At 72.5% G+C, this 19673-nt stretch carries 16 protein-coding genes; 7 read left to right on the top strand and 9 right to left on the bottom strand.

Annotated features, from left to right (window positions below; all coding sequences use genetic code 11):
* Nucleotides 1-2: 2 nt before the first annotated feature.
* Nucleotides 3-1727: an ABC transporter substrate-binding protein gene (locus EV378_RS28740; RefSeq protein ID WP_165922523.1), complete on the top strand. Its 1725-nt coding sequence runs from the start codon at nucleotides 3-5 to the stop codon at nucleotides 1725-1727.
* Between the two features lie 117 nt (nucleotides 1728-1844).
* On the opposite strand, the gene EV378_RS28735 is transcribed toward EV378_RS28740, so the two are convergent.
* From EV378_RS28735 to EV378_RS28725, 3 genes are read right to left on the bottom strand one after another with little or no spacing between them, the layout of a single operon-like run.
* Nucleotides 1845-2498 carry a trimeric intracellular cation channel family protein gene (locus tag EV378_RS28735; RefSeq protein WP_132430508.1) on the bottom strand — a complete coding sequence of 218 codons (654 nt, stop codon included), beginning with the start codon at nucleotides 2496-2498 and terminating at the stop codon, nucleotides 1845-1847.
* Between the two features lie 8 nt (nucleotides 2499-2506).
* Complete coding sequence (locus EV378_RS28730; RefSeq protein ID WP_132430507.1) at nucleotides 2507-3400, bottom strand: dihydrodipicolinate synthase family protein; 894 nt, start codon at nucleotides 3398-3400, stop codon at nucleotides 2507-2509.
* A 13-nt stretch (nucleotides 3401-3413) separates the two neighbouring features.
* Complete coding sequence (locus EV378_RS28725; protein WP_132430506.1) at nucleotides 3414-4781, bottom strand: flavin monoamine oxidase family protein; 1368 nt, start codon at nucleotides 4779-4781, stop codon at nucleotides 3414-3416.
* A 211-nt stretch (nucleotides 4782-4992) separates the two neighbouring features.
* Here EV378_RS28725 and EV378_RS28720 point away from each other — a divergent pair, with 211 nt between their 5' ends.
* The gene (locus EV378_RS28720) at nucleotides 4993-7269 is read left to right on the top strand and encodes a molybdopterin-dependent oxidoreductase (protein WP_132430505.1); all 2277 of its coding nucleotides are present in this window, start codon (nucleotides 4993-4995) and stop codon (nucleotides 7267-7269) included.
* On the opposite strand, the gene folD is transcribed toward EV378_RS28720, so the two are convergent.
* The 6 genes from folD to glnT form a co-directional block, all read right to left on the bottom strand.
* Nucleotides 7256-8110: a bifunctional methylenetetrahydrofolate dehydrogenase/methenyltetrahydrofolate cyclohydrolase FolD gene (gene folD, locus EV378_RS28715; RefSeq protein WP_132430504.1), complete on the bottom strand. Its 855-nt coding sequence runs from the start codon at nucleotides 8108-8110 to the stop codon at nucleotides 7256-7258. The genes EV378_RS28720 and folD overlap by 14 nt on opposite strands.
* Nucleotides 8107-8781, bottom strand: coding sequence for a sarcosine oxidase subunit gamma (locus EV378_RS28710; protein WP_132430503.1), 675 nt, complete (start codon nucleotides 8779-8781; stop codon nucleotides 8107-8109). The genes folD and EV378_RS28710 overlap by 4 nt, the downstream gene beginning before the upstream one ends.
* Nucleotides 8774-11668 (bottom strand): 2Fe-2S iron-sulfur cluster-binding protein, encoded by a 2895-nt coding sequence (locus EV378_RS28705; protein ID WP_132430502.1) that lies wholly within the window; start codon nucleotides 11666-11668, stop codon nucleotides 8774-8776. The genes EV378_RS28710 and EV378_RS28705 overlap by 8 nt, the downstream gene beginning before the upstream one ends.
* On the bottom strand, nucleotides 11665-11904 hold the full coding sequence (locus EV378_RS28700; protein ID WP_132430501.1) for a sarcosine oxidase subunit delta: 240 nt from the start codon (nucleotides 11902-11904) through the stop codon (nucleotides 11665-11667). The genes EV378_RS28705 and EV378_RS28700 overlap by 4 nt, the downstream gene beginning before the upstream one ends.
* Nucleotides 11905-11971: 67 nt before the next feature.
* The gene (locus EV378_RS28695) at nucleotides 11972-13297 is read right to left on the bottom strand and encodes a sarcosine oxidase subunit beta family protein (protein ID WP_132430500.1); all 1326 of its coding nucleotides are present in this window, start codon (nucleotides 13295-13297) and stop codon (nucleotides 11972-11974) included.
* A gap of 29 nt (nucleotides 13298-13326) precedes the next feature.
* Nucleotides 13327-14679: a type III glutamate--ammonia ligase gene (gene glnT / locus EV378_RS28690; protein ID WP_132430499.1), complete on the bottom strand. Its 1353-nt coding sequence runs from the start codon at nucleotides 14677-14679 to the stop codon at nucleotides 13327-13329.
* A gap of 147 nt (nucleotides 14680-14826) precedes the next feature.
* Here glnT and EV378_RS28685 point away from each other — a divergent pair, with 147 nt between their 5' ends.
* The 5 genes from EV378_RS28685 to EV378_RS28665 all read left to right on the top strand — a co-directional run bounded on the left by EV378_RS28685 (nucleotide 14827) and on the right by EV378_RS28665 (nucleotide 19603).
* Complete coding sequence (locus tag EV378_RS28685; RefSeq protein WP_132430498.1) at nucleotides 14827-15573, top strand: FadR/GntR family transcriptional regulator; 747 nt, start codon at nucleotides 14827-14829, stop codon at nucleotides 15571-15573.
* A 171-nt stretch (nucleotides 15574-15744) separates the two neighbouring features.
* Nucleotides 15745-16668, top strand: a complete 924-nt coding sequence (gene purU, locus EV378_RS28680; RefSeq protein ID WP_132430497.1) for a formyltetrahydrofolate deformylase — start codon at nucleotides 15745-15747, stop codon at nucleotides 16666-16668.
* A gap of 21 nt (nucleotides 16669-16689) precedes the next feature.
* Nucleotides 16690-17583 (top strand): class II glutamine amidotransferase domain-containing protein, encoded by an 894-nt coding sequence (locus EV378_RS28675; protein WP_132430496.1) that lies wholly within the window; start codon nucleotides 16690-16692, stop codon nucleotides 17581-17583.
* On the top strand, nucleotides 17571-18278 hold the full coding sequence (locus tag EV378_RS28670; RefSeq protein ID WP_132430495.1) for a glutamate synthase: 708 nt from the start codon (nucleotides 17571-17573) through the stop codon (nucleotides 18276-18278). The genes EV378_RS28675 and EV378_RS28670 overlap by 13 nt, the downstream gene beginning before the upstream one ends.
* Nucleotides 18278-19603: an FMN-binding glutamate synthase family protein gene (locus EV378_RS28665; protein WP_132430494.1), complete on the top strand. Its 1326-nt coding sequence runs from the start codon at nucleotides 18278-18280 to the stop codon at nucleotides 19601-19603. The genes EV378_RS28670 and EV378_RS28665 overlap by 1 nt, the downstream gene beginning before the upstream one ends.
* Nucleotides 19604-19673: the final 70 nt, after the last annotated feature.

Here is a 19673-nt window from a genome sequence, read left to right as displayed (position 1 = left end):
CGATGTGGTCAGGGGCGGCCTTCACGGTCCAGATCCGGCCGGACGGCGGCCTCGGGCTGGCCGACCGCGGCACGCACGACGACGTGCCGCCGGAGCTCGTCGCGCTGGCCGCCGCGATGGGACGGGCGGAGCTGGCCCGCTGCACGTTCCACTGGCGGGTACCGCTGTCCGGGAGGCTGTGCCGGGTCGTGCTGGAGGCGCGGTCGGAGCACGGCTTCGACCACGTCGTGCTCAGCGGGGAGCCGGTGGACGAGCTGCCCGCCCGGCTGTCGCCGCGTGAGCTGGAGGTCCTGACGATGCTCGTCGTCGGGCTCTCGAACGCCGAGATCGCGCGCGACCTCGGCATCACCCAGCGCACGGCCGCCACCCACGTCAACCACCTGATGCTGAAGCTGGACGCACCGACGCGCACGGCCGCCGCCACGTACGCGCTGGACACGGGCCTGATCTGCGTCCCGCTCCCCGGCCCCGCCGCCCACTACGCGCACCTGTCCGTCGGGCGCCTCGTCGCGGCCACGGACGCACCGGTCACGCGCAGGCCCCGGGTCCCGGCTCCGCGGCGCGAGCTCGTCGTCGGGGCCGCGCTGCCGCTGTCCGGTCGCGGCAGCGACGACGGGCGCGAGATGGTCAACGGCCTGCGGCTGGCGATCGAGGAGATCAACGCCGCCGGAGGCGTCCGCGGACGCCGGATCCGCGCCGTCGTACGCGACGTGGAGGTGAGCAGCGGCGCGTCGGTCGAGACGGCGTTCGGGTCGCTGATCCGGGACGGGGTCGACGTTCTGACCTCCGGCTACCTCGCGGCGCAGGAGATCGGCCACGAGCTCGCCGCGGCGTCGGGAATCCCGTACCTGCACGCCGCGACGAGCGGCGCGATGGAGCGCATGGTCTCCGGCGACCCGGCCCGGTTCGGCCGGGTGTTCCAGGTGTGCGCCAGCGACACCGGCTACGCGCCGCGCTTCGTCGAGTTCCTGACGGCGCTGCGGGACTCCGGCGAGTGGGTCGCCCCGTCGCACCGCCTGGCTGTCGTCGTGAAGCACTGGCACGGCGTCGACTTCGGCATCGGGCGGGCCCGCGTGGACGCCGAGGCGCAGGGGTGGGAGCTCGACGTCGTGCCCGTCACCGGCACCGACGACGGCTGGACCCGCGCGATCGCCACCGCCGTCCGGGAGCCCGCGGCCGCCGTCATGATCGGCAGCTTCTTCGTCGACGACGCCGCCGCGGCCGTCACCGCGCTGCGCGCGCTGGGCTCGACCGCGCTCCCGTACGGCATCTACGCGCCGTCGGTCCCGGCGTTCCGCCACTGCCTCGGCCCGCTGGCCGATGGCGTCGTGTGGGCCACGACGACCGGCACGTACTCCGACGCCGTCGGTCACGGCTTCGCCCGCCGCTACCGGGACCGGTTCGGCGTCGTCCCCGGCCGGTCGCACGCCGGGCTGGCCTACGACCGGATGCAGCGCGTGGCGCGCGCGTGGGCGTCCTGCGGCGACCTGTCCGACGGCGAGGGCGTCGCCGCCCACCTGCGCGCGGAGCCCTACCGCGGCGTCAACGGCACCTACAACTTCGACACCCCGAGCCAGACCGCGCTCGGCATCGACGACCACGGCGACCCGTCACTGGCCCAGCCGCAGCTCGTCTACCAGATCCAGGACGGACGCCAGGTCATCGTCGGTGGCGGGCCGTTCCGTACCGGGTCGTTCCGGGTGCCCGGCTACCTGGCGTGCCGCTGATCCACCACCGCGTCGTCCGGCCCGACGTCCCGCCCGCGTCTCGCGTCCCGCGCCCATGATCGGCAGTCGGGTCCAGGTCAAGGCACTCCACCGCCCCGATCCGGACGCGGTCACCGATCATGGTCGGTTCGGCTCCGCCCGCCGACGCCCGGGACCGCGCCACGCGTAGGCGCCGCGGAGCTCCCAGCCGCGCCAGCGGGCGAGGAGGGTGACGGCGGCACCCACCGTCGTGCCGGCCACCAGTCCGGCGGCCGGTGCTCCGACGGCGTGCAGGGCCACCATCGTCGCGGCCCCGATGAGTGCGGACGTCGCGTACAGCGTCGTCCCTCCGAAGATCAGCGGGATGCGGCCGAGCACCACGTCTCGTACGGCGCTGCCGCCGACGGCCGTGACGATCCCCAGCAGGATCGCCGCCCACCAGGCGAGGCCCGCGCCGAGCGTCTTCTGCGCACCGGCGGTCGCCCAGCAGCCGACCGCGCACGCGTCGACGACCGGGAAGCACCGACGCCACAACGCGCCGTCGAACGGCAGGAAGAACGCCACCAGCGCCCCGGCCGACGCCGTCCCGATGTAGGCGGGGTCGACCAGGGCGACCGGCGGACCGAACTGCAGCAACGTGTCCCGGATGATCCCGCCGCCGAGCCCGGACAGGATCGCCAGCACGACGAAGCCCACCGGGTCGAGGCCGCGGGAGCGGGCCAGGACGCCACCCATGACGGCACAGCCGAACACGCCGGCGAGATCGAACCCGCGCAGGACCTCGCCGACCATCGTCGTGTTCAGACGGTCGCGGGCTCGGGCAGCGCCGCGACGAGCGCCCGCACGCGGGCCAGTGCCTCGCCGCCGAGCGGGTTCAGCGGCTCACGGGGCGGGCCGACCGGGAGACCGCGGGCGCTCAGCGCCGCCTTCACGCCGGGGATGAAGGCCGTCGACAGGAGCGTGTCGATCAGCGGGTAGATCCGCTCCCACTCGGCGCGGGCACCGGCCAGGTCGCCCGCCGCGATGGCTCGCTGCACCGCGACGAGCTCGGCTCCGACGACGTTGGCCGTCCCGCACATCGCGCCCGCCACGCCGTCGCAGAGGGCAGGGAACGCCAGGCTGTCCCAGCCGACGATCGTCGAGATGACGTCGCCGTGGTAGCGCACGAGCTGGCCGGCCTGGGCGAGGTCGCCGCTGGTGTCCTTGACGTAGGCGATGTTCCCGACCTCGCGGGCGAGCGCACCCACGGTGTCCGGGTCGAGGTTGACGCCGGTGGCGGGCGGCAGGTTGTAGAGCATCACCGGGATGTCGAGGGCGCCCGCGACGGTGCGCAGGTAACGCAGCGTCTCGTCCATGGTCAGCGGCTCGTAGAACGGCGTGACCAGCATCAGCACGGACGCGCCTGCGGCCTGGGCGTGCCGGGAGTGCCCGACGGCCTCGGCGGCGGTCAGCCCACCGGTCTGCGCGACGACCGGGACGCGCCCGGCCGTGTGCTCGACGACGGTCTCGACGACGTGGCGGCGCTCGTCGGCGGTCATGGCGGCGAACTCGCCGGTCGACCCGCAGGCGACGACACCGCCGACGCCTGCGTCGATGCTGCGGTCGACGACGGCGCGCAGCAGGGTGTCGTCGATGCGGCCGTCCGCGTCGAACGGCGTGACCAGTGCGGACAGGATGCCGGACAGCTGGGACATGGTGCGGGTCCTCTCAGGAGAAGGGGAGGGCGTGCTCGGAAGCCAGGACGGTGCGGACGTCCTGTGCTGCAGTGAGTCCGGTGCTCACGGCCGTCTCGGTGTAGAGCGTGCCGAGGTAGTCGCCGGCCAGGAAGACGACGCGGCCGCCGCGGCGGCGGGTCAGCGTCGGCTGGAGCTTCGCGCGGCCGGGGAAGCTGTAGGGCGACCCGTTCGGCCAGCGCCGGACGTGCGCCTCGACGATCGTCCGGTCGACGCCCGGCAGGACCTCGGACAGGTCCGTGCGGAAGCGGCGGAGGATCTCGTCGTCGTCGAGGTCGATCACCGCGCGCGCGGCGTCGGCGGGCGAGAACACCATCAGGCTGCTGCCGGGCACGCGCTCGGACGAGCCGCCGTGCACCACGTTGGACATGTTGAGCACGACGTTGAACGAGCGCTTCGGCGTCGCGATCGCGTACGAGTCGTCCCAGCGCTGCGGCGACGTCTCGCCGGTCAGGAACGCGGCGCTCACGAACGGCCCGTAGACGATCTCCGACAGCGCATCGCGCAGGTCCCGGTCCAGGTCGACGGCGATCCGGCGGGTGACGTGCGCCTGCGTCGCCAGCACCGCGGTGCGGGCCTCGACCTCGTGGTCGACGCCGCCGTGGCGGTAGCGCACGACGACCGACGCGTCCCGCTGGACGACCTCGTGCACCGCCGCGCCGCGCTGCACGCGCTCGCCGAGCGTCTCGGCGATCGACCCGGTCAGCGTCGACGGCCCGCCGAGGATGTTGCGGTTGAGCCCGCCACCGATGTTCCAGACGAGGCTGAAGTACCCGACGCCGGCACCGGCCGCGATCTGGTCCAGGTTCCCCGACGAGCGGGTCACCGTGGGCTCGAACAGCGCCCGGGCGTCCGCGGGCAGGTCCCCGACGAAGTCGGCGAACGACCGGTCGTTCATGAAGTCGTAGACGCGCTGCTGGCGGGCGGCCTCGCTCTCGCCGGTCCGCCGGGCGAGCACGCGCGCGTAGCGGGCGACGGCGAGCCGGACCGTGAGCCCGGCGCGGGCCACGTGGAACCGGTCGTTCCAGGACATCGGGATCCGGAACGGGAACGTCTCCACCCGGCCGCGGGTCAGGGTCCTCCCGTTCATCGACAGCCCGGCCAGCGAGCCCGGCACCTCGGCCGCGTCCACGCCGACGTCGTCCAGCAGCCACCCGGTGGCCGAGTCGCCGCCCGCGTAGACGTGCCCGCCCCAGTTCAGCCAGTGCGCTCCGCGGCGCTGCGACTCGACCCGGCCGCCGACGCGGTCGGCCGACTCCAGCAGCAGCACGTCGGTGTGCCGCAGGCGCCACGCGGCGGACAGGCCGGCCAGGCCGCCGCCGACGACGATGACGTCCTTCATCTCATGCTCCCGTGCGTCGTGGTCCGGCCCCGACGATGACGGCACGCTGGTGCCCGGCACTTCCGACAGCGTCACGAAACCTCGGCCCCGGCGTCCGACACTCTGTCGGAACGACAGCCCTACGCTGCGCGGACCGTGTGACCCTGCTCCGACGGCGCGCCCCATCGGAGAGCGGATGCGTCACGATGGGGGCCGACAACGGGGAGCGCGCATGACGATCCACAGCTCGCACTGGGGAGCCTTCCGGCCGCGCGTCGAGGACGGCCGGCTGGCCGAGGCCGTCCCGTTCGAGCTCGACGGCGACCCGTCACCGATGCTGAGGTCGGTACCGGAGGCGGTGCACGCCGCGAACCGGGTGACCCGGCCCGCCGTCCGCGCCTCGTGGCTCGACGGGTCCGGCGGACGCCGGGGGGCCGATCCGTTCGTCGAGGTCGGCTGGGACACCGCCCTGGACGTCGTCGCGGACGCCCTGCGCAGGACGTACGAGCGGCACGGCCCGTCGTCGGTGTTCGGCGGGTCGTACGGCTGGTCCAGTGCCGGACGGCTGCACCACGCGAAGACGCAGGTCGGGCACTTCCTGGCCTGCCTCGGCGGGTTCACCGGACACGCCGGCAACTACAGCTACGGCGCCGCCGACCACCTGCTGCCCTACGTCGTCGGCGACGCGAGTTCGGTGACCGGCCAGGTCACGACGTGGGCCGAGATCGCCGAGCACACCGACACCGTCCTGATGCTCGGCGGGGTGCCCGCCAAGAACTTCCAGATCGAGTCCGGCGGGACCGGCGACCACACGTCGCGCCTCGGGCTCGACGCCGCGCTGGACGCGGGCACCCGGCTCGTCAACGTCAACCCGGTGCGCTTCGACGCGCCGGAGCGCGCCGAATGGTTCCCGATCCGTCCGGGCAGCGACGCGGCGCTGCTGCTGGCGCTCGTCCACGAGCTCGACCGCACCGGTCGCCTCGACGAGGACTTCCTGCGCCGCTGCACCGTCGGGCACGAGCGGTTCCTCGCCTACGTGCGCGGCGCCGACGGCGGTCGGGCCAGGACGGCGCGGTGGGCCGCGACGATCACCGGTGTGCCTGCCGAGCGGATCGAGGACCTGGCCCGGCGGATCGCGAACGGCCGGACGCTGGTCACGGCGACCTGGGCGCTGCAGCGCGCCGAGTCCGGGGAGCAGCCGTACTGGGCGGTGATCGCGCTCGCTGCCTGTCTCGGACAGATCGGGCTGCCCGGCGGCGGGTTCGGGTTCGGCTACGGGAGCATCGCGGGCACCGGCAACACGTACCGGCCGTTCGGGACGCCCGCGTTCCAGGCCCGGAAGAACCCGTGCTCGGCGCGCGTCCCGGTCACCCGCCTCACCGACATGCTGTCGGATCCCGGCGGCACCTACGAGTTCGACGGCGCCGCCCACCGCTACCCGGACATCCGCGTCGTCTACTGGGCGGGCGGCAACCCGTTCCACCACCACCACGACCTGAACCGCCTGGTCGAGGCGTGGCAACGCCCGGAGACCGTCGTCGTGCACGAGCCGTGGTGGACCGCGACGGCCCGGATGGCCGACGTCGTCCTGCCGGCCACGTCGTCGCTCGAGCGCGACGACATCGCGGCCGCGTCGAAGGAGCCCTACGTCGTCGCGATGAAGCGCACGGTCGACCCGCCGGGCGAGGCCCGGACCGACCGTCAGATCTTCGCCGCACTCGCCCGCCGCCTCGGCGTCGAGCAGGAGCACAGCGGCGGCCTCGACGACGCGGGCGCGCTGCGGGCGATGTACGAGACGGCCAGGACGTCGTCGATCGAGCACGGGCACCCGCTCCCGGAGTTCGACGAGTTCTGGGAGCGCGGGCACCACCGCTACGAGCTGCCGGCTCCCCCGCCGCCGTTCGCCGCGTTCCGGGCCGACCCGGACGCCGCGCCGCTGGCCACGCCGTCCGGACGGATCGAGCTCTACTCCGAGACCGTCGCCGCATACGGCTACGACGAGTGCCCCGGCCATCCGGCATGGGTCCCCGGCAGCGAGTGGAGCGGCACCGCCGGCACACGGCACCCGATCCACCTGCTGTCGCCGCAGCCGTCGTCGCGCCTGCACAGCCAGCTCGACATGGCCGGGGTCAGCCGCGAGTCCAAGATCGACGGTCGGGAACCGGTGGTGCTCAACGCCTCCGACGCGCGAGCACGCGGCATCGCCGAGGGCGACGCGGTCCGCCTGTTCAACGACCGCGGCGAGACCTACGCGGGTGCGGTGCTCTCCGACGACGTGCTCGCCGGCGTCGCCCTCCTGGCCACCGGTGCCTGGTACACGCCAGCCGACCCGGCCGCGACCGGATCGGCGGAGCTGCACGGGAACCCGAACGTGCTGTCCCAGGACCGGCCGACGTCGCGGCTGACCCAGGGCAGCACGGCCCAGTCCGTACTGGTGCAGGTCGAGCGCGCCGAGCGGGCCCCGTTCCGCGACCCGTACGCGCTACCCGCGTTCGTCACCCGGAGGTAGGCGCCACCTCGAGCAGCCGCGCGGCGAGGACGGTGTTGCGCAGCAGCATCGCGATCGTCATCGGTCCGACGCCGCCGGGGACCGGGGTGATCTGCGACGCGACCTCGGCGACGGCGTCGGTGTCGACGTCGCCGCACAGTCCGGACTCGAGGCGGTGCATGCCGACGTCGATCACGACCGCGCCGGGCTTCACCGCGTCCGCGCCGATCATCTTCGGCACGCCGGCGGCCGCGACGAGCACGTCGGCCCGCCGCGTCACCTCGGCGAGGTCCCGGGTGCGGGAGTGGCACGTCGTGACGGTCGCGTTGCGCTCCAGCAGCATCTGCGCCTGCGGCTTGCCGACCAACGACGACCGTCCGACGACGACGGCCTCGCGGCCCTCGAGCTCGACGCCCGCCCGGTCCAGCAGGTACATCACGCCGGACGGGGTGCAGGGCCGCAGGCCGTCCTTGCCCAGGATCAGCTTTCCGGCGCTGCGCTCGGTGAGCCCGTCGACGTCCTTCTCCGGCGGGATCATCGCCAGCAGCGCGTTCGTGTCCAGGTGCTTCGGCACCGGCAGCTGCAGCAGGATGCCGGTGACCTCGGGGTCGTCGGCCAGTCCCTCGAGAACGCCGGACAGCTCCTCCTGCGAGATGTCCGCGGGCAGGTGCTGGTGCAGGTCCCGGATGCCGACCTCGGTCGACATCCTCCGCTTGTTCTTGATGTAGATCGCCGACGCGGCGTCGTCGCCGACCAGGAGCGTGGCCAGTCCGGGGGCGGTCGGCAGGCCGGCGACGTCCGTCGCGACGTCGGCGCGCAGCTCGGCGGCCGCAGCCTTGCCGTCGATGATCGCTGCGGTCATCGGGCACCACCGGCGAGCGTCGCGGCACCGGATGCGAACCCGGTCACCTCGATCCCGAACTCGGATCCCGCGTCGAGCAGCATGTCGGCCAGGAACTGGCCGGACGACCGCTCGCAGTGCAGGAGATAGGACAGCTCGCCGTCGACGTCGTCACGAACCATGTCGGTGACGATACGGGCGACGGACGTCCGCAGTGCCGACCCGTCCGGCACCGAGTCGTCGGCGAGGTCGATACCGCAGACCTTCGCCAGCGTCCGGCGCGCGTCCGGACCGTGCAGCCGGACCAGGCACCGCCCGTGCGTGATGTCGACGGCCGAGGCGAACTCACCGCTCGCGGCCAGGCGCTCGTGCAGGTCGCCGAGCAGCCGGATGCCCGACCCGATCGGTCCGAGCACGACCCACTCCCCCGGCGCGGCGCCGACGACGAGCACCTGCCCGACGCCCGCGACGTCGGCCCGGGTCGTCCGTCCGAAGGAGACACCGAGATCGGTGCGGACCGCGCCGGTGAACGGCGCCCGCACCACGATCTTGGACAGCGGGGACTCGTCGCGCAGCGTCAGCCGGGCCGTGCTCACGCCCGCGCCGATCTCCCAGCCGTCCCGGACGCGCCCGTTGACGACGGCGACGGCGCTGCGCGACACCGGTTCTCCTGCGTTGTACTGATCAGACACGCTGACGCTCCCCCTCGGGGTCGACGTGGGTGGTGCCGGTGACCTCGGCCGTGACGAGACGCCCGTCCCGCAGGCGGACGCGTACCGACGTGCCGAGGGCGGAGAGGCTGCGGTCGATCTGGGCCAGGCAGATCGACCGGCCGAGCGTCGGCGAGTGCCGCGACGACGTGACCCGCCCGGCGATGGTGCCGTCGCGGTGCAGGATCTGGCTGGCCTCCTCCGGGACGACTCCCCCGTCGTGCGGGCGCAGACCGACCAGCGTCGGCCCGTCGCCGCGCTCGTGCTGCCACTCCAGCTCCGGCTTGCCGACGAAGTCGTCCTTGTCCAGCTTGATCAGCCCGTCGATCCCGGCGCTGAACGCCTGGGTCAGGCCGTCGGTGTCCTGCCCGACGATGAAGTGGCCCTTCTCCAGACGCAGCACGCGCTGGGCCTCGACACCGAAGGGCGTGACGCCGAGGTCGGCGCCAGCGGCCATCAGCGCCTCCCAGACGTGCAGGCCGTACCCGGCCGGGACGTGGATCTCGTAGGACAGCTCGCCGGTGAAACCGATGCGCCACAGCACGCAGTCGGGCACCCCGGCGACGGTGCCGGTGCGGACGCGCATGTACTCGAACGCCTCCGCGGACAGGTCGACGTCGTCGCACAGCCTCCCGAGCAGCTCGCGCGAGCGGGGTCCGGCGATGTTGATGCTCGCGTACGACGTCGTGACCGGCGTGACGTGCACCTGCCACTCGGGGTGCCCGGTCTGCAGGTGGTCCTCGACCCACTCCCAGACCGTCGCGGCACCCGAGGACGTGGTCGACATCAGGTAGTGGTCCTCGCCGAGCCGTCCGGTGACGCCGTCGTCGAGCACGACGCCGTCCTCGGCGCACATCACGCCGTACCGCACGCGGCCGACGTCGAGCTTCGACCACTTGTTGACGTAGAGCAGGTTGAGCAGCTTCGCCACGTCCGGGCCGCGCAGGTCGAGCTTGCCGATCGGCGTCACGTCGATGATCCCGACCCGCTCCCGCACGGCGCGCACCTCGGCCACCGGGTCGCCGTAGTGCTCGGGGCGGATCCACTGTCCCGCGACGAGCGGCACGGCACCGTGGCGCTCGTGCCACGGCTGCATCGGGGACACCCGCCGGGGCTCCGTCGGCCTGCCGGCCAGCGCGCCGAGCGTGACCGGTGCGTACATCGGCCGCCACGTCGTCGTCCCGGTCTCGGCGATCGTGGCCCCGGTGGCCTGCGCCAGGATCCCGACCGTGTTGACGGTCTCGAGCTTGCCCTGGGTGTGGCCCATGGTGACGGTCGTGTAGCGCTTGATCAGCTCGACCGAGTCGTAGCCCTCGGCGATGGCGGTCGTCAGGTCCTTCGCGCTGACGTCCTCGCAGAGGTCGACGAAGCCGCCGGTGCTCGCCGTGAACAGCTCCGGGTGCCGGGCCGCTGGCAGGTCAGGAACCGCGGGAGCGGCACCGTCCACCGTCGACCCGAACTCGACGCCGGGAGCGGCGACGAACGACCCGCGGGTGGCGGCCGCCCGGTGCGCCGCCAGCGCGCCGACGGCAGAGCCGTGCCCGGCCAGCTCGTCGGTCGTCCCGTCACCGAGGATCCCGCCGGTCACGAGCACCTCGTCGGGCAGCCGGGCCGGGTCCGGCCGGAACCGGGCCGTCGACGGGTCGTAGGTCGGGTCGTGCCCGGACTGGTTGATCAACGACGTCGGCGCCGTCCAACCGGTGGCCGTGACGAGCAGGTCGCAGTCGATCCGGCGGCCTCCTCCGAGCTCCACCGACGACAGCGCGCCACGCCCGTGCGCCCGCACGACGCGACCACCGGTGCGGGCGTCCACGACCTCGGCGACGTCGACGCCCGCGGCGGCGAGATCGCCGGCCGTGGCGTCGCCCGCGTCGTTCGCGGTGAACACGACGGCGCGGTCACCGGGACGGACGGAGTACAGGTTCGTCAGCCTGCGCGCCGCGCCGGAGAGCATGACGCCGGGCAGGTCGTTGCCGCCGAACACGTACGGGCGCTCGATCAGCCCGGCCGCGACGACGAGCGTCTTCGCCCGTGCCTTGATCAGTCGCTCGTGGACACCCGGCAGGTTTCGCTGGACGACCGGGATCCAGTTGTCGTCGTAGCGCGCGAGGGCGACCGAGTCGGTCAGCACCTCGATCGCGGGCTCCGCGGCGACCCGGGCGACGAGCTCGCGCAGCGCGGCCTGCTCGGCCGGGTCGCTCGTCCAGCGCAGGTGTCCGCCGAGGCCGTGCTGCTCGTCGACGAGCATCACCTGTGCCCCGGCGCGGGCGGCGGCGACGGCCGCCGACAACCCGGCGGGACCGCCACCGACGACGAGGACGTCGGGGTGGGCGTAGCGCTTGTCGAACACCGGCTGCTCGGTGTCCCGCGAGACCTCGCCCGCGTGCACGAACTGGCGCAGGACCTTCTCGTATGCCGGCCACAGGCGTTCCGGCTTGATGAACGTCTTGTAGTAGAAGCCGGTCGCGAGGAAGCGGCCGGCCAGGCCGTTGACGGCCTTCAGGTCGAACTCGAGCGACGGCCAGGTGTTCTGCGAGCTCACCTGGATCCCGTCGCGCACCTGCACGTGCGCGCCACGGACGTTGGGCTCGTCGCCGACCTGGACCAGGCACCCCGGGTCCAGCCAGTCGGCGGTGACCAGGCCGCGCGGGCGGTGGTACTTGTAGCTGCGCGAGAACACCCGCACGCCCGCCGCGGCGAGCGCCGAGACGATCGTGTCGCCGGGGTGCGCGCCGTACGGCCTGCCGTTCCAGGTGAAGCGCAGCGTGCGACCACGGTCGATCACCTCGCCGGGACGGCCGGGCAGGCGGTGGGTCTGCGGTGGCGCCTCCGCGGCCGCGCTGCGGCGTCCGGGCTGAAGGAGGGTCATGGGATGCGCACCTCGTTGGTGGCGGTGTCGCGCTCGGCGGTGAAGTACTTCCGGCAGCCCGCCGAGTGGTACCAGGTCTCGGTGTCCCACCCGCGCCGGTTCGGCTGGGTGTAGAGGTAGCGGCGCCACTGTTCCGGGGTCGTCGTCCCGGGGTCGGGGCGCGTCGTCGCGGTTCCCCCGTACCGGAACTCGGTGACGTTGCGCGGCCCGCAGTACGGGCACGGCAGCAGCATCATGGCAAGCGTCCTTCCACCTGCGGCTCCGTGGGCTGCAGGGATAGTCCTGACGTTCCGGTGTCCGTCCTCAGTGGCCGACGGCGGCCGCACCCTTCTCCCCGACGAGCCTGCCCGCGGCGAAGCGGTCGATCCCGAACGCGGAGATGATCTCCGGCGGGCGGCCGTGCGCGATGCAGTCGGCCATCGCCTCGCCGGACACCGGTCCCGCCTTGAACCCGTAGGTGCCCCAGCCGACGTCGACGTAGAAACCGTCCACATCGGTCGGACCCATGATCGGCGAGTAGTCGGGCGTCATGTCGCACAACCCCGCCCACTGGCGCAGCAACCGCATCTTCGACAGCGCCGGCATCAGCTCCAGCACGTGCCCGCCGAGCCCCTCGGTGAACTCCAGCGACCCGCGGATCGAGTACGACGCGAACGGGTCCACCGACGCGCCGAACACCAGCTCGCCGCGGTCGGTCTGGGAGACGTACGTGTGCAGCGTGCCGGACACGACGACGGTGTCCAGGAACGGCTTCACCGGCTCGGTCACCGCCGCCTGCAGCGGGAACGTCTGCACCGGCATCTCCACCCCGGCCATGTCCGAGATCAGGCTCGACCAGCCCGCCGTGCAGTTCACGACGACCGGCGCCGAGATCCGGCCGCGGTCCGTCCGTACGCCGGTGACCTTGCCCCCCTCGACGTCGATGCCGGTGACCTCGGTCTTCTGGTGGATGTGCACGCCGTGCGCGTCGGCCGCACGGGCGTAGCCCCAGACCACGGCGTCGTGCCGGATGATCCCGCCCGGCGGGTGGTAGAGCGCCCCGAGGATCGGGTAACGAGCTTCCGGCGAGACGTCCATGAACGGCACGAGCTTCGCGATCTCGTCCGGCCCGATCACCGAGGAGTCGACGCCCTGCACCTTGTTCACCTCGGCGCGCCAGTGCATGGTGCGCAGCGAGGAGTCGTTGTGCGCCAACGTCATGTGCCCGCGCTGGGAGAACATGACGTTGAAGTTCAGGTCGGCGGCGAGGTGCTCGTAGAGCTTCACCGAGCGGTCGTAGAACCGCACACCCTCTGGCGTGAGGTAGTTGGACCGGATGATCGCGGTGTTGCGACCGGACCCGCCGCTGCCGATGTAGGACTTCTCCAGCACGGCCACGTTCGTGATGCCGTGGTTGGTCGCCAGGTAGTACGCGGTGGCCAGACCGTGCACGCCACCTCCGACGATCACGACGTCGTAGCTGTTCCGGAGGTCGTGGTCGTGCCAGGTGCGCGGCCATTCGGGACTGGCCGACAGGCCCTTGCGGAACAGCTGCCACGCCGAGTAGTCGCGCAGCCGGCCCGGGCGGTGGCCGTTGCCGTTCCGTCCGCTGCCGTTGTGCGACGGGTGGCCGTTGGTCGAGCTGGCCATGGATGCGATTCCTTCGGGTCAGGACGGTGTCAGGACTGGGTCAGGTAGCGCTGGATCTCCCAGTCGGACACGACGGAGTGGTACTCGTCGAACTCCCGCTGCTTGACCGTCGCGAAGTAGTCGATGAAGTCGCCGCCGGACACCTTGCCCAGCGCCGCACGGAGGACGTCGTCGTCCACGAGCTCCTCGACCGCGCGCTCGAGCGTGCTGGGCAGCTGGCGGATGCCGCGGCGGCGGACCTCGTCGGTGGGGAGCTCGAACAGGTTGTCGTCGGTCGGCGCGCCGGGGTCCATCCCGCCGTCGATGCCGTCCAGTCCGCTGGCCAGCAGCGCCGCCGTGGCCAGGTACGGGTTGGCCGAGCCGTCGACACCCCGGTGCTCGATCCGGCCGCCCTCGGGTACGCGCATCATCAGCGTCCGGTTGTTGCCGCCGTGCGCCACGTAGGCAGGCGCCCAGGTCGCGCCGGAGGCCGTCGACCCGACACCGATCCGCTTGTAGGAGTTGACCGTCGGGCAGATCACCGCGGCACAGGCGCGGCCGTGCTCGACGAGACCGCCGAGGTAGCTCCGCCCGAGCGCGGACAGCCCGAGCCCACCGCCGTCGTCGGCGAACAGCTCCTCGCCGTGCGCGCTCCACAGGCTCTGGTGGATGTGCAGGCCGTTGCCGGTCTTGTCCCGGAACGGCTTCGGCATGAACGTCGCGACCATGCCGTTGTCGTGTGCCAGCATGTGGATCATGTAGCGGAAGAACACGGCGCGGTCCGCCGTGGTGAGCGCGTCCGAGTAGTGCCAGTTGTTCTCGAACTGGCCGGTGCCGTCCTCGTGGTCGTTGGCGTAGTTGCCCCACCCGAGCGCGTTCAGGTTCTTCGAGACCGCGGACAGGTGGTCCCACATCCGGGTCAGGCCCTTGATCTCGTAACAGGGCTTGTGCGACGTGTCGTGCGGGTCGGCGAACTCCAGCGAGCCGTCCTCGGCGCGGCGCAGCAGCGTGTACTCGAGCTCCATGCCGGTCTTCATCGTCCAGCCGCGACGCTCGGAGAGGTCGTCGAGCAGGCGGCGCAGGATCACGCGCGGCGCGTACGGCCACGGCTTCCCGTCGACCCACGGGTCACAGTGCAGCACCGCGAGACCCGGCTTCCAGGGCAGCGGGGTGTACGACGACGGGTCCGGCACGGCAGAGATGTCCGGGTCGGCGGGCGACTGGCCGAGGTCACCGGCGGCGTAGCCGGCGAACCCGGCCCCGCCGCCCACGAGCAGGTCGAACGCCTCGATCGGCACCGCCTTGGCGCAGGGCTTGCCGTGCAGGTCGACGAACATCGCGAGGAAGAACTCGATGCCGTCCTGCTCGGCCCGGCGACGGAGGTCCTCGTGCGCGTCTGCCATGTCCATCTCCCTCGTCCGGCGGCCGGATTCCTTGATGGTGTGGTGTTAGAACCATTGCAGAGGCAACACCCGGCGTCGACGGATGTCAACCCCGTCACATCGTGTTCACGAACGTCCCCGCAGGCCGGCCCGGGTAGCCTCCGGACCATGGCGAGACCGGTGACGTCGACGACGCTGGCCAAGGCCGTCGCCGACCACCTGCGCACGCTGATCCACCGCGGCGAGGTCGGCCCCGGCGGACGGCTCCCTCCCGAGCGCGAGCTCGCGGAGCAGCTCGGCGTCGCCCGGATCAGCCTCCGCGAGGCGATCAAGCAGCTCCGCGAGGAGGGGTACGTCGAGGTCCGCAGGGGCGCGACGGGCGGCACGTACGTCACGCAGCTCGACCAGCCGGCCGCCGCATGGCAGGCCCGGATGCGCACGCAGACCGGCGAGATCGACGACATCCTGGACTTCCGGATCGCGCTGGAGACCGAGACCGCGGTGCTGGCCGCGCGCCGCCACGTTCCCGAGGACCTGGACGTCCTCTCCGACGCGATCGCCTCGCTGAAGAACGTCGGCGGGCGCACGGCGTTCCGCCAGGCCGACTCGCAGTTCCACCTCGGACTCGCCCGCGCCGCCCGCAGCGACCGGCTCGCGGAGGCGATCGAGGCCTGCCGCGGTGACCTGTTCAGCCCGCACGACCTGCTCCCGTTCGCCGACCCGGTCGAGGAGACGCTGCGCGACCACCAGGAGATCCTCGACCTGGTGGCCGTCAGGGACGCGGACCGCGCGAGTGCGGTGATGCGCGAGCACCTGGACCGCACGCGCGCCCAGCTCCGCGCGATCGTGTTCGGCCCGGACGGCGACCCGGCGTCCCCGGACGTCGCGGCGCGCGGGAACGCCTCCGCCGGCTGATCGCCCGCGGCCCCCACGACCCGGGGTTGACTTTCCTCGACGTTGCGTGTTGCCTTCCTCAAAGGTACTAAGACAACACCTTCAGTTCTCCGGCCCGCACCGTCGACCGCCCATCGGTGTGACGACTCCCGACGACGGGCCGTCACCGCCGACTGCGTGAGAGGCAACGCCATGCCCGACCCAGCCGTCCTGCCCCGCCAGGACGCGATCCGGACCGGACCCCGCACGGGCCGTGACAGGGGTGTCGACACCGCCCGCCTCCTGACGTCCTGTCAGGACGGTCCCGGGATCGTCGCGGCGATCACGTCGTTCCTGCACGCGCGCGGCGCGAACATCATCGCCTCCGACCAGAACTCCACCGACGCCGAGGGCGGCACGTTCTTCCAGCGCATCGAGTTCCACCTGCCGGACGTGAGCACCAGGCTGCCGGAGCTGGAGCGGGAGTTCGACGCCGAGGTCGCGATCCGCTTCGGCATGACGTTCCGGCTGCGTGCCGCCGAGGTCCCGCAGCGGGTCGCGGTGTTCGTCTCGAAGTTCGACCACTGCCTGCTGGACCTGCTGTGGCGCTACCGCCGGGGCGAGCTGCCGGTCGACATCGTCCAGGTAGTGTCCAACCACCCCGACCTCGCCGAGGACGTGGAGTCGTTCGGCATCCCGTTCGCGCACATCCCGGTCACGAAGGCGACCAAGCAGGAGGCGGAGGCCAAGCAGCTCGCCCTGCTCGACGGCCGCGTCGACCTGATCGTGATGGCCCGCTACATGCAGATCCTGTCCGGCGACTTCCTCGACCAGGTGGGCGTCCCGGTGATCAACATCCACCACTCGTTCCTGCCGGCGTTCGCCGGGGCGAGCCCGTACGAGCAGGCCAAGAACCGCGGCGTGAAGCTCGTCGGGGCGACGGCGCACTACGCCACCGTGGACCTCGACGAGGGCCCGATCATCGAGCAGGACGTCGCGCGCGTGACCCACCGCGAGTCGACCCACGAGATGACCCGGCGCGGCGCGGACATCGAACGCCTCGTGCTCGCCCGCGCGGTGGCCTGGCACTGCGACGACCGGGTCCTGCTGCACGGCAACACCACCATCGTCTTCTGACCATCTCGAAGGAGGGTTCCCATGTGCGGGATCGTCGGACTGCACCTCCGTGACGCCGAGCTGTACCCGCAGCTCGGACGGCTGCTGGAGGAGATGCTGGTCGGGGCGACGGAACGCGGCCCCGACTCGGCTGGCATCGCCGTCTACGGGGACCGTTCACGCTGCCCCGACGGTCATTCGGCGGTCTCCGTGCTCGGCGCATGGGCGAATCCGGTCGCGGACCTGCGACAGGTGCTGCCCGGCGTGGCCGACGTCGACGTCCGGCGGGCCGGAGCCACCACCGTGATCACGGCGCCGGTCGGTCCGGACGCGCTCGCCGCGGCGGTCCGGGCCGTCGCGCCGGACGCGAAGGTCGTCGGGATCGGCACCGACCTCGTCGTCTACAAGGACGTCGGGCACCCCGGTGACCTCGCGAAGGCCTACGACCTCGCGTCGGCGACCGGCTGGCAGGCGCTCGCGCACACCAGGATGGCCACCGAGTCGGCGATCACGCCGGAGGGCAGCCACCCGTTCTCCGTCGGGGCCGACCAGTGCCTCGTCCACAACGGATCGTTCTCCAACCACGCCACGATCCGCCGGGAGCTCCGACGCGAAGGCGTCGTGTTCGACTCGGAGAACGACACCGAGGTCGCGGCCCGCTACGTCGCCGCGTGCCTGGCCGACGGCGACGACCTGGAGAAGGCGCTGCACCGCCTCGGGGGTGAGTTCGACGGCTTCTACACGCTGCTGGTGACCACGGCCGACGGGTTCGCCGTCGTCCGCGACGAGATCGCCTGCAAGCCCGCGATCGTCGCGGAGCACCCGCGCTGGGTCGCGATGGCCTCGGAGTTCCGGTCGCTGGCCGGGCTGCCGGGCCTGTCCGAGGCGACGATCTTCGAGCCCGAGCCGGGGAGGGTGTACGCATGGCAGCGCTGAGTGCGGGGGCCGACCACGCGAACGACCACGTGATCGACCTCGCGTCGACGAGCGTGCGCAAGCTGAACGCCGAGCTGCACGCCCCGACCGCGACGCGGTACCGCGTGCTGTCCCCGCGCGGCGCGCACGCCGTCGCCGTGGGCATCGACGACGACCTCCACGTGCATGTCGAGGGCGACGTGGGCTACTACTGCGGCGGCATGAACCAGGGTGGCCACATCGTCGTCGACGGCATGGCCGGTCCCGGCCTGGCCGAGAACATGATGTCCGGCACCGTCCGGGTGCGCGGCGACGCGTCGCAGGGTGCGGGCGCGACGGCCCGTGGCGGGCTGCTCGTGATCGAGGGCAGGGCGTCCATGCGCTGCGGCATCTCGATGAAGGGCGTGGACGTCGTCGTCGGCGGCGACGTCGGCCCGATGAGTGCGTTCATGGCACAGGCCGGCCGGCTGGTCGTCTGCGGCGACGCGGGCGACGGCCTCGGCGACTCGATCTACGAGGCGCGGATCTACGTGCGCGGCAAGGTCGGCACGCTCGGCGCCGACTGCGTCGAGAAACAGATGCGCGACGAGCACCGCGACGAGCTCGCAGAACTGCTCCGCAGCGCGGGGGTGGACCACGACCCGTCGGAGTTCCGCCGGTACGGCTCGGCACGCACCCTCTACCACTTCACCAGCGAGCACTCGGGGAGCTACTGATGACCTCGCCATCTCAGCGCGGCCTCCGCGAGTCCGCGACGTTCGACCGGGCGACGATCGCCGCGATCCAGCACGCGGCCGACACCGGCGTCTACGACATCCGCGGCTGGGGCGCCAAGCGCGCCGTCCCGCACTTCGACGACCTGCTGTTCCTCGGTGCCTCGATGTCCCGCTACCCGCTGGAGGGTTACCGGGAGCGCTGCGACACCGACGTCGTGCTGGGCGACCGGCACGCCGAGCGGCCGCTGCACCTGGCGACGCCGGTGACGATCGCCGGCATGAGCTTCGGTGCGCTGTCCGCACAGGCCAAGGAGTCGCTCGGGCGCGGGGCCAGCGAGGTCGGCACGTCCACCACGACAGGTGACGGCGGCATGACCGACGAGGAGCGCGGCCACTCGAAGACGCTCGTCTACCAGGTCCTGCCCAGCCGGTACGGGATGAACCCGGATCACCTGCGCGCGGCGGACGCGATCGAGGTCGTGCTGGGCCAGGGCGCCAAGCCCGGCGGGGGCGGGATGCTGCTGGGGCAGAAGATCTCCGACCGGGTCGCCGAGATGCGCACGCTGCCGGCCGGGATCGACCAGCGCAGCGCGTGCCGGCACCCGGACTGGACCGGCCCGGACGACCTGGCGATCAAGATCCTCGAGCTGCGGGAGATCACGGACTGGCAGAAGCCGATCTACATCAAGGTCGGCGCAACCCGCACGTACTACGACGTCAAGCTCGCCGTCGCCGCGGGCGCCGACGTCGTCGTCGTGGACGGGATGCAGGGCGGCACGGCGGCCACCCAGGACGTGTTCATCGAGCACGTCGGGATCCCGATCCTGGCCGCCATCCCGCAGGCCGTGCAGGCGCTGTCCGAGCTCGGTCTGCACCGCAAGGTGCAGCTGATCGTCTCCGGTGGCATCCGCACCGGCGCCGACGTCGCGAAGGCGATGGCGCTCGGGGCCGACGCGGTCGCGATCGGCACGGCCGCGCTGATCGCGTTGGGCGACAACCACCCCCGTTACGCCGCGGAGTACGAGAAGATCGGCTCGGCGGCCGGCTACTACGACGACTACCAGGACGGGAAGGATCCGGCCGGGATCACCACCCAGGACCCGGAACTGTCCCGGCGCCTCGACCCGGTCGAGGGCGGGCAGCGGATCGCGAACTACCTGCGGGTGCTCACGCTGGAGGCGCAGACGATCGCCCGCGCCTGCGGCAAGGCCCACCTGCGGCATCTCGAGCCGGAGGACCTCGTCTCGCTGACGATCGAGGCGGCCGCGATGGCCCGCGTCCCGTTGGCGGGCACCAGCTGGATCCCGGGGCAGACGGGCCCCTGAGTCGGGGCGTCCCCGTTGCGCGGTGCAGCGGTGACCCTTGACACAGCGTAGCCACGTCGCCGTATTGTCC

It is taken from the genome of Pseudonocardia endophytica (assembly GCF_004339565.1).
In the GTDB taxonomy this organism is placed as follows: Bacteria; Actinomycetota; Actinomycetes; order Mycobacteriales; family Pseudonocardiaceae; genus Pseudonocardia; species Pseudonocardia endophytica.
The sequence above is the reverse complement of the archived record's forward strand: the minus strand, read 5'-3'. Positions and strand labels throughout refer to the sequence as shown.